Origin of the sequence: Citrobacter sp. C13 (assembly GCF_014596815.2) — a bacterium.
GTDB classification, from domain to species: domain Bacteria; phylum Pseudomonadota; class Gammaproteobacteria; order Enterobacterales; family Enterobacteriaceae; genus Citrobacter; species Citrobacter portucalensis.
This window is the reverse complement of record NZ_CP115024.1, coordinates 4,616,160-4,631,655: the sequence shown is the minus strand read 5'-3', so window position 1 is coordinate 4,631,655 and position 15,496 is coordinate 4,616,160. Positions and strand designations below refer to the sequence as shown.

The 15,496-nt window shown below is 52.7% G+C and carries 11 protein-coding genes; 5 read left to right on the top strand and 6 right to left on the bottom strand.

Annotated elements, in window-relative coordinates; all coding sequences use genetic code 11:
* Positions 1-48 precede the first annotated feature (48 nt).
* The 3 genes from IB222_RS22115 to ptsP are packed head-to-tail and all read right to left on the bottom strand — an operon-like array spanning position 49 to position 4,344.
* On the bottom strand, positions 49-1,152 hold the full coding sequence (locus tag IB222_RS22115) for a glycerol dehydrogenase (RefSeq protein ID WP_003825158.1): 1,104 nt from the start codon (positions 1,150-1,152) through the stop codon (positions 49-51).
* A 12-nt stretch (positions 1,153-1,164) separates the two neighbouring features.
* Positions 1,165-1,827 (bottom strand): fructose-6-phosphate aldolase, encoded by a 663-nt coding sequence (fsa, locus tag IB222_RS22110; protein ID WP_126319610.1) that lies wholly within the window; start codon positions 1,825-1,827, stop codon positions 1,165-1,167.
* Positions 1,828-1,842: 15 nt separating this feature from the next.
* On the bottom strand, positions 1,843-4,344 hold the full coding sequence (gene ptsP / locus IB222_RS22105; protein ID WP_149384915.1) for a phosphoenolpyruvate--protein phosphotransferase: 2,502 nt from the start codon (positions 4,342-4,344) through the stop codon (positions 1,843-1,845).
* 308 nt (positions 4,345-4,652) lie between these two features.
* On the opposite strand from ptsP, the gene IB222_RS22100 reads away from it, so the two are divergent.
* The 5 genes from IB222_RS22100 to IB222_RS22080 all read left to right on the top strand — a co-directional run bounded on the left by IB222_RS22100 (position 4,653) and on the right by IB222_RS22080 (position 9,668).
* A complete protein-coding gene (locus IB222_RS22100) occupies positions 4,653-5,732 on the top strand; it encodes a PTS fructose transporter subunit EIIC (protein ID WP_003825153.1) in 1,080 nt (359 codons plus the stop codon).
* A gap of 14 nt (positions 5,733-5,746) precedes the next feature.
* Entirely contained in the window at positions 5,747-6,067 is a 321-nt protein-coding gene (locus IB222_RS22095) for a PTS fructose-like transporter subunit IIB (protein ID WP_003825151.1), read from the top strand.
* A 101-nt stretch (positions 6,068-6,168) separates the two neighbouring features.
* The gene (locus IB222_RS22090) at positions 6,169-8,466 is read left to right on the top strand and encodes a formate C-acetyltransferase (RefSeq protein ID WP_149384910.1); all 2,298 of its coding nucleotides are present in this window, start codon (positions 6,169-6,171) and stop codon (positions 8,464-8,466) included.
* Entirely contained in the window at positions 8,432-9,310 is an 879-nt protein-coding gene (locus IB222_RS22085) for a [formate-C-acetyltransferase]-activating enzyme (RefSeq protein ID WP_149384911.1), read from the top strand. Before IB222_RS22090 ends, IB222_RS22085 begins: the two co-directional genes overlap by 35 nt.
* Position 9,311: 1 nt before the next feature.
* Complete coding sequence (locus IB222_RS22080; protein WP_126319602.1) at positions 9,312-9,668, top strand: PTS fructose-like transporter subunit IIB; 357 nt, start codon at positions 9,312-9,314, stop codon at positions 9,666-9,668.
* Here the strand turns inward: IB222_RS22080 and IB222_RS22075 are convergent.
* From IB222_RS22075 to ppc, 3 genes are all read right to left on the bottom strand, one after another.
* On the bottom strand, positions 9,655-10,515 hold the full coding sequence (locus tag IB222_RS22075) for an AraC family transcriptional regulator (protein WP_008787053.1): 861 nt from the start codon (positions 10,513-10,515) through the stop codon (positions 9,655-9,657). The genes IB222_RS22080 and IB222_RS22075 overlap by 14 nt on opposite strands.
* Before the next feature lie 151 nt (positions 10,516-10,666).
* Positions 10,667-12,400, bottom strand: a complete 1,734-nt coding sequence (locus tag IB222_RS22070) for a phosphoethanolamine transferase CptA (RefSeq protein ID WP_126957417.1) — start codon at positions 12,398-12,400, stop codon at positions 10,667-10,669.
* A 210-nt stretch (positions 12,401-12,610) separates the two neighbouring features.
* Complete coding sequence (ppc, locus tag IB222_RS22065) at positions 12,611-15,262, bottom strand: phosphoenolpyruvate carboxylase (RefSeq protein ID WP_003825139.1); 2,652 nt, start codon at positions 15,260-15,262, stop codon at positions 12,611-12,613.
* Positions 15,263-15,496: the final 234 nt, after the last annotated feature.

Genomic DNA, 15,496 nt, shown 5'->3' with positions numbered 1-15,496 from the left:
GTATGAATAAAAAAATCCCCGCTTTTGCGGGGATTTTCTATTTGCAGGTTATTCCCACTCTTGCAGGTAACGTTGACCGTACTGATCAGCCACCAGCAGGGCGGCATACACCTGGTCCGGCGTCGCGCCGCCAGGCATGTTGTGGATGGTTTCGCCTTCGGCACAGGCTGCCTCAGCCACAATGCGCATTTTCGCTGGGATATCCTGTTTGATATCCAGTTGCGCCAGGGTAATCGGTAGGCCAACGGAATGGCACAGTGCTGCAACGGTTTCAATTTCATCGACCGGCGCGTTTTCCAGCACCAGCTGCGTCAGCGTACCGAAAGCCACTTTCTCGCCGTGATAGTAGTGATGCGCATCCGGGATTGCGGTCAGACCGTTATGAATGGCGTGAGCCGCTGCCAGACCACCGCTTTCAAAACCGACGCCACTCAGATAGGTGTTGGCTTCAATAACACGTTCCAGTGCTGGTGTAACCACGTGCTGCTCGGCTGCCAGCATCGCTTTTTCACCTTCTTCGATTAGCGTATTAAAGCACAGCTCTGCCAGCGCCAGCGCCGCCTGAGTACACTGACCGCCCGCCATGGTGGTTGCGCCGCTACGTGAACAGGCACGGGCTTCGAACCAGGTCGCCAGCGCATCGCCAATACCCGCAGCTAACAGACGTGCCGGTGCGCCCGCGACAATTTTGGTATCCACAATTACCCTGTCCGGGTTGTTGGGCAGCAGCAGATAGCGATCGAATTCACCGGCATCGGTGTAAATGACGGACAGCGCGCTGCACGGCGCATCGGTAGAGGCGATGGTTGGGGCAATGGCGACAGGCACGCCCATAAAGTGCGCCAGCGCTTTGGCGGTATCCAGCGTTTTACCGCCGCCAATACCAAGTACTGCGCCACACTGCGCTTTTTCTGCCACGCCGCGCAGACGGTCGATTTCGTTTTGTGAACATTCGCCGCCAAACGGTGCAATTTCCAGCGCCAGTCCGGCATCCTGGAAGCTTTTTTCCAGTGCGCCCTGGGCAAAACCTAAGACAAACTTGTCCCCAACGACCAGCCAGCGTTCTGCCAGTGGTTTGAGGTAGCTGCCAAGACGGGTAATAACATCGGCACCCTGGATGTACTTACCAGGTGATTGAATAATGCGATCCATACTTTATTTCCCTCACAGGTTGATGTGACCAAATGCGTTGTTCCAGTCCTGCTCAAACTTCTCTATTGCTGACTCTACCGCAGGGGTATTGAGCATTTGTTGCGCTACGTCTAATGGCAGGGTGATAGCTTCACATCCTGCCAGTAAGCAATCCAGCGCCTGACGTGGGGTTTTAAAGCTGGCTGCCAGTACCATGCTGTTTGGCGCATGCAGTTCCAGTAACGTTTGCAGTTCCTGTACAGTGCGAATTCCGTCGCCGCCCTGCGCGTCGATACGGTTAACGTAAGGTGCGATATATTTAGCTCCCGCCAGCGCAGCCAGTAGCCCCTGAGAAGCACTGTAAACCGCGGTTCCTAGCGTGGTGATGCCCTCTTTTTTCAGCATCTTAATCGCGGCCAGACCTTCGGATGTCACCGGGATTTTCACTACCAGACCGGGCACCGCGTTGCTCAGGCGTTTGGCCTCTTCCACCATGCCCTGTGCGTCTCGGCTCATGGTTTGGGCAAACAAAATACCCTCTTCGCCGATGGTGTTTTGCAGGCGTGGCAGTACATCCCAGATGGATTCTTTGCTTGCCGCTACAATGCTTGGGTTGGTGGTGACTCCCGCGATAGGAAAAATGCGTGCCAGACGTTCGACTTCCGCGACGTTGGCGGTATCAAGATAAAGTTCCATACAAAAACATCCTCTTTAAAGTTCAAGTTCATGTTGCAACAGGCTGGCGATAGCGTCGGCTGAGGCGGCGCTAACCAGCGCGTTACGGAATTCTTCATGCATAATGCGGCGCGCCAGACGCGAGAAAATACGCATATGCTGATCGCCAGCGGCATGTTTGTTGAGCGTCAGCATAATAATGAACTGCGCATCATCATCACCCCAACGTACCGGCGCTTGCAGGCGCGCTACGCTGATGGTGGACTGCTCAATATGTTCGGATTTGCTGTGTGGAATGGCGAAGCTAAAACCTAATCCGGTAGAGAAGACGGCTTCGCGTGCCCACAGATCTGCTTCCAGTTTACGTGGATAGCGGCAACGGCCTGCCAGCAGGAGGTTGTCGGTCATCCCTTTGATGACCTCTTCTTTACTGCGCCAGTCGCTGTCCAGTGTGATGCATTCGGCGGTAACCAGAGGCGTATCCTGTTGGGTCATGCGGAACTGAGCCAGCAGATGTTCGACCTCCAGCGAGGTTCGACAAGCCATCGCTTGATTCAGCAATTGACGGCAGGCACGGCTGTCGAGTTGCGCCATCCGCGCTTTGGCGGCGGGAATGGAGGGAGCGCTCATGCTAAGTTCGTCCAGACCCAGCCCCACCAGCAGTGGCAGCACAGAACCTTTGGCACCCAGTTCACCGCACAGGCCAATCCATTTCCCCTGTCGATGTACTGCCTGCACGGCGTAATCCAGTGCGCGCAGGAAGGCCGGATTCAGGCTGTTGTAGTGGCGGGTAACTTTGGCGTTGTCGCGGTCGACCGCCAGTAAGTATTGCGTTAGGTCATTGCTGCCAATACTAAAGAAATCAATCTCTTCGCAGCATTGGTCAATGATGAACATCACAGACGGAACCTCCAGCATAATACCGAGCTGGATCTTCTCATCAAACGGAATGTGTTCACTTCGCAGTTGCTGCTTGGCTTCAGCCAGTTTCTCTTTGACCCACAGGATCTCTTCCATGGAGGAGATCATTGGGATCATGATTTTCAGGCTACCGTGCGCTGAGGCGCGCAGGATCGATCGCAGTTGCGTGGTAAACAATGCGGCATATTCTTCATAGATACGCACCGCACGATAACCGAGGAACGGGTTGGCCTCAGCAGGAATATTCAGGTAATCAACGGGTTTATCACCGCCGATATCCATAGTGCGCACAATAATGCTGCGTCCCTGTGCGGGTTCCAGCGCCTGGCAGAAAATGTTGTATAGCTCGTTCTCATCCGGGGCGCAGGTACGGTCCATATACAGCATTTCCGTACGGAACAGGCCAACCGCTTCCGCACCGTTACTAAAGGCTGCCTGCGCTTCCACGGAGTGGGCGATGTTGGCGGCGACTTCCATGCGGATATCATCAGCCGTGCGTGCCTCCTGGGTCAGCCAGATACGTTGTTGTTCCCGAATGGCATCCTGGATACGGGCTTCCTGCTGATAGTAACGTACGACAGATTCATCAGGGGCAACGACGACTGCTCCTGCGTTACCATCGATATAAACTGTTTGCTGCAGCCATGGCCTCAAAGATTCAATATCTACGCCAACCAGCGTAGGGATGTTGAATGACCGGGCGAGAATCACCGTGTGTGACGTAGTACCACCGCTTTTTAACAGCAAGCCTTTCAGCAATGTTTTATCCAGTTCGAGGAACTGGCTCGGTGTTAGCTCATCCGCCATGCAAACCGTAGGCTGGGTCAGTTTTCCCGGCGCTGGGAAGCGCTGTTCCCCATAAATTTGCTGCAGAAGCTGGAAGCAAACATCGCGTACATCCAGCGCACGCTCCTGTAAATAACTGCTGCTTGAACGGGAGAATTCATCACAAAAATGTCCGGCACTTTCAACAACCGCCTGGGCGCAGCTTAACCCGCGTGATACGCCGGCGAGCAGGTGCTGGCGCAGTGAGAGGTCGCTTGCCAGCGAGCGGTGTGCTTCCAGAATCGCACTGGTAGCGCCGTCGCTGTCGAGTAATCGAAACTCAATATTTTTCATCAACAGCGTTAAACCGTTATCCAGTGCCGCTTGCTCGGTTTCAATATCTTGAGCGGATGGAAGGTTACTGAGCGCGTTAAGATCCAGCGAAGAAAGCAGACTCAGAACGCCTCCTGCGCTGCCGCTGCAGACGGTGCGAGCGCGGAAAAGCTGTGGATTTAAATGGGTGAGCGATGCCGGAAGAGGCTCCAGCTCGTTGTTTTTGGCTTCCGCTAGCGGTGCATCGCAGTGTGGAAATTCATTACGTAACCATTGGCTCAGATGCTGGTGAGCTGCTTGTTCATCTGTACCGGAAATCAGCAACTGACAGCTATCACCCGCCAGAGTATCGGTGCCAATCAGCGATAACGCGCTCTTAGCGTTGCCCTTACGTTCGGTACGCAGGTTGTGCCACTCAATGTGCGAAGTAAAGGTGTTGCACTGCGTTTCTATGTGGCTTGCCGGGCGTGCATGTACGCCATTGGGTAGCTCACAGGTAAATTCCACAATCAGGGCCATAGCCTCATCTCCCATAACGATTTCTCGCTACAGGATAAAAGGGCAACGCCTGAGCCTGCCATGTGACAAAACTGCCAAAAACTGGATAAATGTAATGTAACCATCAAAGTGAGACATCCCTCACAAGTCAGCGTATCCCCTATAAATTCCGAGAAACTGCAAGTTATGAGGCGGATCGCATTTTTGTACTGATATTACAAAAGTCCAGCAAATGGCCTTTTTATCCACTGTTTGCGTCGCGTCGGATTGCCTATTGTTTTCCGCAACAAGTTTATGGATATGGGCTTTAGGCAGCCCGGGAGCGACGTATGAAAGAGTTGGTACAAATCCTGAAAAATACTCGTCAGCACCTGATGACCGGTGTTTCGCATATGATTCCCTTCGTCGTAGCGGGCGGTATTTTGCTGGCTGTCTCCGTCATGCTGTATGGCAAGGGCGCGGTACCGGATGCTGCGACCGATCCTAATCTCAAAAAGCTTTTTGATATTGGGGTCGCTGGGTTGACGCTGATGGTGCCATTTCTTGCCGCTTATATCGGCTATTCCATTGCTGAACGTTCTGCTCTGGCCCCTTGTGCGATTGGCGCATGGGTGGGAAACAGCTTCGGTGCAGGTTTCTTTGGCGCATTAATTGCCGGGATTATTGGCGGTATCGTCGTCCATTATCTGAAGAAGATCCCGGTTCATAAGGTGTTGCGCTCGGTAATGCCTATCTTTGTTATTCCTATCGTCGGCACTTTTATCACCGCAGGCATCATGATGTGGGGCTTGGGAGAACCCGTTGGCGCGTTAACCACGAGCCTGACCGAGTGGCTGCAGGGTATGCAGCAGGGCAGCATCGTATTGCTGGCGGTAATTATGGGACTGATGTTGGCCTTCGATATGGGAGGGCCAATTAACAAAGTTGCCTACGCTTTCATGCTGATTTGCGTGGCGCAGGGGGTTTATACCGTGGTGGCAATCGCTGCGGTGGGGATCTGCGTGCCGCCGCTGGGTTTAGGTTTGGCGACGCTGATTGGTCGTAAGAACTTCTCTTCTGAAGAACGCGAAGCCGGTAAAGCTGCGCTGGTAATGGGTTGTGTTGGCGTAACAGAAGGCGCGATTCCGTTTGCTGCAGCCGATCCGCTGCGCGTCATCCCATCGATTATGGTGGGTTCCGCCTGCGGCACGGTAACCGCCGCCCTGTTTGGTGCGCAGTGTTATGCCGGCTGGGGCGGACTGATTGTTCTGCCTGTAGTGGAAGGAAAACTGGGTTATATCGCGGCGGTTGCCGTTGGTGCTGTAGTGACCGCCGTGTGCGTTAACGTACTGAAAAGTCTGGCGCGGAAAAAAGTGTCTCAGGTCGATCAGAAAGAAGATGACCTGGATTTAGATTTTGAAATGAATTAAGTGAGGAATGAGTCATGACCAAGATTATCGCAGTAACCGCATGTCCTTCTGGCGTTGCCCACACCTATATGGCAGCCGAAGCGCTGGAAAGCGCCGCTAAAGCCAAAGGTTGGCAAGTAAAGGTTGAGACTCAGGGGTCGATCGGTCTGGAAAACGAACTGACCGCGGCGGATGTGGCGGAAGCCGACATGGTTATTCTGACCAAGGACATTGGTATTAAATTTGAAGAACGTTTTGCGGGCAAAACTATCGTTCGCGTCAACATCAGCGATGCAGTGAAACGTGCCGACGCCATCATGAACAAGATTGGCGCGCATCTGGCGCAAACCGCTTAACCGTTTGTTTGCCGGATGGCGGCTTCGCCTTATCCGGCCTACAGATGCGTAGGCCTGATAAGCGTAGCGCCATCAGGCAACTATTCCCGCAGGAGTTGCTCATGACTAACCGCATCCAACGTTTAAAAACCGCTCTGTTTCAGAACAACCGTGAAATTTCGCTTGAACGTGCGCTGTTATATACCGCCAGCCACCAGCAGACGGAGGGAGAGCCGGTTATTCTGCGTCGGGCGAAAGCCACCGCATATATTCTTGAGCACGTTGAGATTTCGATTCGTGATGAGGAACTGATTGCCGGAAACCGTACCGTTAAACCGCGTGCGGGCATTATGTCGCCGGAAATGGATCCTTACTGGCTGCTTAAAGAGCTGGAGCAGTTTCCAACCCGTCCGCAGGACCGTTTTGACATCAGCGAAGAGGATAAACATCGCTATCGTGATGTGCTGTATCCGTACTGGGAAAAGCGGTCGATGAAAGATTTCATCAACGGTCAGATGACCGATGAGGTAAAAGCCGCCGTCAGTACCCAGATTTTTAGCATTAACCAGACTGACAAAGGTCAGGGACATATCATTATTGATTATCCACGCCTGTTGAATCACGGGCTTGGCGAGCTGGTAGCGCAGATGCGGGCGCATTGTCTGCAGCAGCCGGATAATCACTTTTATCAGGCTGCGCTGTTGCTGCTTGAGGCTTCGCAAAACCATATTCTGCGTTACGCTATGTTGGCAGAGAAGATGGCGGAAAGCTGCCCGGATGCGCAGCGACGCCAGGAATTACTGACGATTGCTGAAAACTCCCGGCATAACGCCCAGAGCAAGCCGCAAACCTTCTGGCAGGCATGTCAGCTGTTCTGGTACATGAACATTATTTTGCAATATGAATCCAACGCCAGTTCGCTTTCACTCGGACGCTTCGACCAGTATATGCTGCCGTTTTATCAGGCTTCGCTGACGCAGGGGGAAGACCCGGCATTCTTACAAGAGATCCTCGAATCCCTGTGGGTGAAATGTAATGACATCGTACTGCTGCGATCCACCAGTAGTGCTCGCTATTTCGCTGGCTTCCCAACAGGCTACACCGCGCTACTGGGGGGATTGACGGAGAATGGTCGTAGTGCGGTAAATGTATTGTCTTTCCTCTGTCTTGATGCGTATCAGAACGTACAGCTACCACAACCAAACCTCGGTGTGCGCACGAATGCGTTGATCGATACACCGTTCCTGATGAAAACAGCACAGACCATTCGTCTTGGTACCGGCATCCCGCAAATCTTTAACGATGAAGTGGTGGTGCCCGCGTTTCTGAATCGCGGTGTTTCTCTGGAAGATGCGCGGGATTACGCGGTAGTAGGCTGTGTCGAGCTGTCTATTCCAGGCAGAACATACGGTTTGCACGATATCGCTATGTTTAATCTGCTGAAAGTGATGGAAATTTGTCTGCATGAGAACGAAGGCAACCGCACTCTGACGTACGACGATCTCCTGGCGCATATTCGTGCCAAAATCAGCCACTACATCACGTTGATGGTGGAGGGCAGTAATATCTGCGATATCGGTCACCGCGACTGGGCACCGGTGCCGCTGCTCTCCTCGTTTATTAGCGACTGTCTGGATAAAGGGTGCGATATTACCGACGGCGGCGCGCGTTATAACTTCTCCGGCGTACAGGGGATCGGTATTGCAAACCTGAGCGATTCGCTGCATGCGCTCAATGGGCTGGTATTCGAACAACAGCGCTTATCTTTTGATGAACTTTTGTCGGTGCTAAAAGATAACTTTGCTACCCCGGAAGGCGAGAAAGTTCGCGCCAGGCTGATCAATCGCTTCGAAAAATACGGCAACGATATCGATGATGTAGATAACATCAGCGCCGAACTGCTACGTCATTACTGCAAAGAGGTAGAAAAATACCAGAATCCGCGCGGCGGGCAATTTACGCCGGGTTCGTATACCGTCTCTGCACACGTGCCGCTGGGTTCGGTCGTTGGGGCAACACCGGATGGCCGCTTCGCCGGAGAGCAACTGGCAGATGGGGGCCTGTCGCCGATGCTGGGACAGGATATGCAAGGACCGACGGCGGTATTGAAGTCGGTCAGCAAGCTGGATAACACACTGCTTTCCAATGGGACGTTGCTGAACGTGAAGTTTACGCCAGCCACACTGGAAGGTGAGGCCGGTTTACGCAAGCTGGCGGATTTTCTGCGGGCATTTACCCAGCTCAAACTCCAGCATATCCAGTTTAACGTGGTGAATGCCGACACATTGCGCGAAGCGCAGCAGCGCCCGCAGGATTTCACCGGGCTGGTGGTGCGTGTGGCGGGTTACAGCGCCTTCTTTGTCGAGTTGTCGAAGGAGATCCAGGATGACATCATTCGCCGCACCGCGCATCAACTGTGAAGTAATTGACCCACGAGGCGAGGACGTCGCGCGTATATTCAACATTCAGCGTTACTCACTGAATGATGGGCAGGGTATTCGTACGGTCGTCTTTTTTAAAGGCTGTCCGCATACCTGCCCTTGGTGTGCTAACCCGGAATCACTCTCACCACGTATTGAAACGGTACGGCGGGAGAGTAAATGTCTGCACTGTACACCCTGTCTGCGTGATGCCGACGAGTGTCCCTCTGGGGCGTTTGAACGTATTGGTCGTGATATCACGCTGGACGATCTGGAACGTGAAGTGATGAAAGATGATATTTTCTTTCGCTCTTCTGGTGGAGGGGTAACGCTTTCCGGCGGTGAAGTGCTGATGCAAGCGCCCTTTGCCACACGGTTCCTGCAACGTCTGCGGCGCTGGGATGTGCGCTGTGCAATTGAAACGGCTGGCGACGCGCCGGCCGGTCGCTTGTTATCGCTGGCAAAAGAGTGTGATGAGGTGCTGTTCGATCTCAAAATAATGGATGGAGATTTGGCACGTGAGATCATCAACATGAATCTGCCGCGTGTGCTGGCGAATTTACGGTTATTGGTGGAGGAAGGGGTTAATGTCATACCTCGCCTGCCGCTGATTCCGGGCTTTACGATGAATTCAGATAACACGCAGCATGTGTTGACGATGTTGTCATCACTAGGCATAAAGCAGGTACACCTGCTACCGTTTCATCAATATGGCGAGCCCAAATACAGCCTGCTCGATTTGCCCTGGTTGATGAAAGAAGTGCCCGTACCGACTGCGCAAGAGGTGGATAGTATACGTAAGATGGCAGAATGCGCCGGATTTCAGGTAACAGTAGGAGGATAGTATGACCATCGCACCTGTACGATATCTGGTTGCTGTCACCGCGTGCGTAAGCGGCGTAGCCCATACCTATATGGCTGCTGAGCGGCTGGAGAAACTCTGCCAGCAAGAAAAATGGAGTATCAAGATCGAAACTCAGGGTGCATTGGGTACCGAAAATCGCCTGACGGAAGAGGATATTAACCGCGCTGATGTGGTGTTGCTGATTACTGATATTGAACCGGCAGGAGCAGAGCGTTTTACGCAGAGCCGATACGTTCAGTCGGGCATTAGCGCATTTCTGCGTGAGCCGCAGCGGGTGATGAGCGCCGTGCGAAAGCTGCTTTCAGCGCCACAGCATACGCATCTTACTCTGGATTAGCTTCTTTCTCCGTCAATTGGCTGTGGTACTGCCGACGGTATTCTGATGGCGAACGTTCGGTATTTTTGCGAAACAGGCGGCAGAAGTAGTTGCTGTCAACAAACCCACAAATGTGCGCCACCTCTTTAATCTTCAATTCGTAACCCTTCAACAGCGTTTTTGCGTGCTCCAGTCGCGTGTGGTTCAGGTATTCGTTAAAACCGATAGCGCCCGTTTTTTGAAAAAGGTGGGAAAGATAATTGGGTGAGATGTAGAACGCCTGCGCGACGGATTCTCGGGTGAGCGGTGAAGCGTAGCGTTCGTCAATATAGTTGCGAATGGCTTCGAAAAGCGCCTGACTGCGTGATGCGGTTTGGATCTGGCTGCCGAGCAAATCGCGGCAGTGGCTCAGCAAGCTCGCAACGATTAGCCTGGCGGTTTGCTGCTCCTGCGGCTGCATCTGCATTTCATTGAGCGTTTGCAGCAGGAATGAGCCAATACGCGGTCCACGGCGCGCGACGTGCTGACGGGTAAGGTTTTGATATTGCTTACCGTCCCACTGCACGATGCTAAAACCCAGTTGCTGTTTGCCAAATAAGATACTGAGCGTGGTCACCGGTGTGAGCCACTGTGGAAAGTTCCAGCCACCAGCCGGAACGAACAAGGCATCGCAAGGCTGTAACGTCGCGGATGCGCCAGCAACACCGTTATCGGTGAATTCACCTTCCAGCACAATCTCCAGTCGGGGAAAATCGACCTGATACGCCAGTTCCGGCGTTGAGCTACTGGTGCTGGCAAAGTAAATCTGCCGCAGCGGTGTGGGGCCGTTGATCAGGCGAGAGAGCAGGTGGCTGATGTCGTGATACATGTTAATCCCTTGCAGGCAGCAGACAGGGAAACAGTAACGTTGAAAACAATCGCCCTCAAGTGATTATTGCCGGATGGCGGCTAATGCCTTATCCGGCCTACAAGTCTTTGCGAGCTGTAGGCCGGATAAGCGTAGCGCATCCGGCAGACTGTTACTGATTACCGATTTGATCGCCGTAAGGCAGGGTATCGTAATCAATCAGGGCATTCTTTTTGTACGGGTTGCCAATCCAGCGGGTCGTCTCTTTGAACTGCGGGCTGGTAATGGCACGAGTTGGATCGAAACCATCATAGGTGAAGCCCGCTAAATCAGACCAGGTGTGGATAAGCTCTGAGCTGCTGTATTTACGATTCACATCCTGTGAGAAGTCACGCGGGTGTGCAGCCTGCCATTTTTCCGAGGTCCACAGCAGGAACGGCACCGTATACATATGACGCGTTGGGTTGTCTTCATTACGACCCTGCGTTTTATGCGGCGGCGTATCGTATACCTCTTCTCCATGATCGGAGAAGTACAGCAGGAAGCCGTTCGGATCGGTCGCTTTATAGTCTTTAATCAGACTGGCAATGATATGGTCATTGTAGACATTCGCGCTGTCGTAATCGTTGTAGGCTTCCAGCTCATCGTCACTCAGGCCAGCGGGCACATTGTCGATATTATTGTCGAACTTACCCTGACCATCCGGATAGCGGAATTTGTACTTAATATGCGTTCCCAGCAGGTGCACGATGATGAACTTTTTCGGTGCAGGGTCAGCCAGTACTTCTTTAAACGGTGCCAGCACGTTGCTGTCATATTCGCGTGCACTTTGTGTACGCTGCTGGTTCATATAGAACTGTTTATCCGTCTGCTTAGAGAACACTGTCAGCATGGTGTTGCGGGCAGTCATCGTCTGCTGATTGGTGATCCAGAAGGTTTTATAACCTGCCTGTTTCATCATGTTCATCAGGGACGGCTGAGTCAGATACAGATCCGGGTTCTTCTCGTTAGCGAAGGTCAGCGCCTGCTGCAGGATTTCAATGGTGTACGGACGGGAGGTCACGACATTATTGAACACGGTGAAGTTAGGATCGGATTTATGCAGCGCATCCAGTTCCGGCGTTGTTTCGCGTGGGTAACCGTACAGGCTCATGCGGCCACGTTGCGTTGATTCGCCAATCACCAGTACCAGCGTACGCGGTGCATCACCTGAGCTGTCTTTAAAGTTGGCCAACGGCGGTAGGGCATTGTTCTCATTCAGCAGGCTGTTCAGCGCGGTCAACTGCTGACGATACTGATAATAACCGGAGATGAATTGCCATGGCGCAGCTGGTTCCATGCGTGAGGCGAGACCATTCAACGTTTTTTCAAATGGTTTATGTTTGATAAACGTGTTCACCGTCATCGGATGCAGAATCAAACCGTATAACAGTGCAAACGACACCAGATAGCGCCAGGGTGATGGAATATGCACAGGACGCAGACGTGTCCATAGCAGAATTGCCACAGCTGTATAGGCCAGCGCAATTAAGACAATCTTCAGACTGAAATATTGGCTCAGATATTCGCTGGCTTCGTTCGCATTGGTTTCAAACATTACGTACAGAACGCTTTGCGAGAACTCTTGTCCGTAAATGACGTAATAGCTTAGAGCAGCCAGCGAGGCCGCCCATAGCATTACGCCAATGACGGCAGCAATAACGCGGATACGGTTTGGAAATAAGAATACCGGAATCAACCACAGCGAACTGAACAGTAAGGAGTCGCGTAAACCATTAGTTCCGCTATAGCCGGATAAGAGAATAACGACCTGGAGTAAACTGGAAAAAAAACAAAAATAGAGGAGCGCCCAACCCAGGGCTTTCCAGCTAAATTTAGGTTTAGACTGGGGGTGTAAGGATTGCATAATGTAAGCCTGTCTTTAATTGTAGCGCCAAGAGTAGCACTTAAACATTAAGAGGAACTGAAGCATCACGATCTTAGGATCGTGTTTTGCCATCTATATATTCATTTAGTGAATATATTCGAGGGGGAATATATTGAAAATGAAGTGGTTGTAACAGCGGTTTTTGCCGTCGCCTCCGAATAATAGCACGAAGGCGACGGGGGAGGGATGTTAGCCTGTATTACGCATACCAGCGGCGACACCAGCGATTGTGACCATCAATGCTTGTTCCACGCGAGGGTCCGGTGCATTGCCTTGCTCTTCCGCCAGGCGTGAGCGGTGTAACAGCTCTGCCTGTAATACGTTTAGCGGGTCAGTATAAATATTTCTTAACTGAATGGACTCGGCAATCCACGGCAGGTCGGCCATCAAATGTGAGTCGTTGGCAATCGCCAGTACGACATCGATATCTGCTGCCAGGCGTTGGCGTAGCTCTGCACCCAACGGCCACAGATCTTTTTTGACCAGGCGCTGATCGTAATACTCTGCCAGCCACAGGTCTGCTTTCGCGAAAACCATTTCCAGCATGCCAAGGCGTGTGGAGAAGAATGGCCAGTCGCGGCACATGGCTTCAAGTTCGCTTTGCTTGCCGTCTTCAACCACTTTTTGCAGCGCGGTACCTGCACCCAGCCAGGCCGGGAGCATCAGGCGGTTCTGCGTCCAGGCGAAGATCCACGGAATGGCGCGCAGAGACTCTACCCCGCCGGTCGGACGGCGTTTTGCTGGACGTGAACCGAGCGGGAGTTTACCCAGTTCCTGCTCCGGTGTAGCTGAGCGGAAATAAGGGACGAAGTCTTTGTTTTCACGCACATATCCACGATAGAGCTCGCAGGAAATATCGGAAAGTTCATCCATGATATGACGCCAGCTATCTTTCGGTTCTGGCGGTGGCAACAGGTTGGCCTCCAGAATTGCTCCGGTATACAGCGACAGGCTGCTGATGGTCACTTCCGGCAGGCCGTACTTAAAGCGGATCATCTCCCCTTGTTCTGTCACGCGCAGACCACCTTTCAGGCTGCCCGGCGGTTGAGAGAGTAGCGCTGCATGGGCAGGCGCGCCGCCGCGACCAATGGAACCACCGCGACCGTGGAACAGCGTCAGTTCGATACCGGCTTTTTCGCAGGTTTTGATTAGCGCGTCCTGAGCCTGGTATTGCGCCCAGGAGGCCGCCATCACGCCCGCGTCTTTTGCGGAATCAGAGTAGCCAATCATGACCATCTGTTTGCCCTGAATAAATCCGCGGTACCAGTCGATATTCAACAGTTGCGACATGACGTCATCGGCATTGTTGAGGTCGTCCAGCGTTTCAAATAGCGGAGCGACCGGCATAGCAAAACCAATTCCGGCTTCTTTCAGCAGCAGATGCACGGCCAGCACATCCGACGGAGTTTTCGCCATCGAGATAACATAGGCGGCAATGGAGCCATATGGGGCTTCGGCAATGACCCGACAGGTGTCGAGCACTTCGCGGGTGTCATTGCTCGGCTCCCAGTTACGTGGCAGCAACGGACGCTTGGAATTCAGTTCGCGGATCAGGAAAGCTTGTTTATCCGCTTCCGACCAGTTTTCGTAGTCGCCAATGCCCAGATAACGGGTCAGTTCGCCCAGGGCTTCAGTGTGACGGGTGCTTTCCTGACGAATATCAATACGCACCAGCGGCACGCCGAAACACTTCACGCGCCTAAGGGTGTCGAGCAATTCGCCATTGGCGATAATACCCATGCCACAGGCCTGCAGTGACTGGTAGCACGCATACAGCGGGTCCCAGAGCTGCTCGTTTTGGGTGAGAAGTCCCGCAGGTTTCGGCAATTTCTCGCCTTTCAGACGGGCTTCCAGCCAGGCCTGGGTTGCCATCAGACGAGAACGCAGGGTTTTCATCAGATAGCGATAAGGTTCAGCTGCACCTTCTTCGCCTACCAGCGCCATCAGCTCCGGCGTGGCATCCACCATCGACAGCTCAGAAATCAGAAACTGGATGTCTTTCAGGAACAGGTCTGTCGCTTTCCAGCGGCTGAGCAGCAGCACGTGACGGGTGATATCTGCCGTTACGTTCGGGTTACCATCACGGTCACCGCCCATCCAGGAAGTAAATCGAACCGGGACAAAATCAACCGGCAGCTTATATCCAAGATGCTCTTCCAGTTGTTCATTCAGCTCGCGCAGGTAGTTCGGCACACCTTCCCACAGGCTGTTTTCAACTACCGCGAAACCCCATTTGGCTTCATCAACCGGGCTTGGGCGCAGCTTGCGGATCTCATCCGTATGCCAGGACTGAGCAATGAGTTGACGCAGACGGCGCATCAGTTGGTTGCGTTCATAATCGACGAGGTCTTTGTTATCAAGCTGCTTGAGGCAGGCGTTCACTTCACCCATTTTATGGATCAGCGTACGACGAGTGATCTCGGTCGGGTGGGCGGTGAGTACCAGCTCCAGAGAGAGTGATTCTACGGCTTTCTTGATGGTGGCGTCATTGAGGTTGGGCTGCTCTTTCAGTTTACGCAGAGTGCGAGCAATCACTTCCGGGTTGCTGGCTGCTTCGCCTTTTGGCGAAATGCTGTGGTATTGCTCGGCGGTGTTGGCCAGGTTCAGGAACTGGCTAAATGCGCGGGCAACCGGCAGTAGCTCGTCGTTAGACAGATTTTGCAGTGTGGTGAGCAATTCCTGGCGATTAACTTCATTGCCAGCGCGAGATGATTTGGACAGCTTACGAATTGTTTCTACGCGATCAAGAATGTTCTCTCCCAGCGCATCCTTGATGGTCTCTCCCAGCACTTTGCCGAGCATACTGACATTACTACGCAACGCGGAATATTGTTCGTTCATATTAACCCAGACACCCCATCTATTTTGAATATGTCCTGTATCTTTCGCGCCTGACTATCACGCGAAATCTTGCGGACTTAACTTTTTAGCCGTCTTTTATAAAGCCACGTAAAACACGTGACGTCAATTGCTGCGAAATCGGTTCAGCAAACGAATAAATGCCGTGAATTTACGTTATTTAATTCACATCCAATCAAATAAGCGTTGCTTATGGAAATGTTAAAAAATCACCCC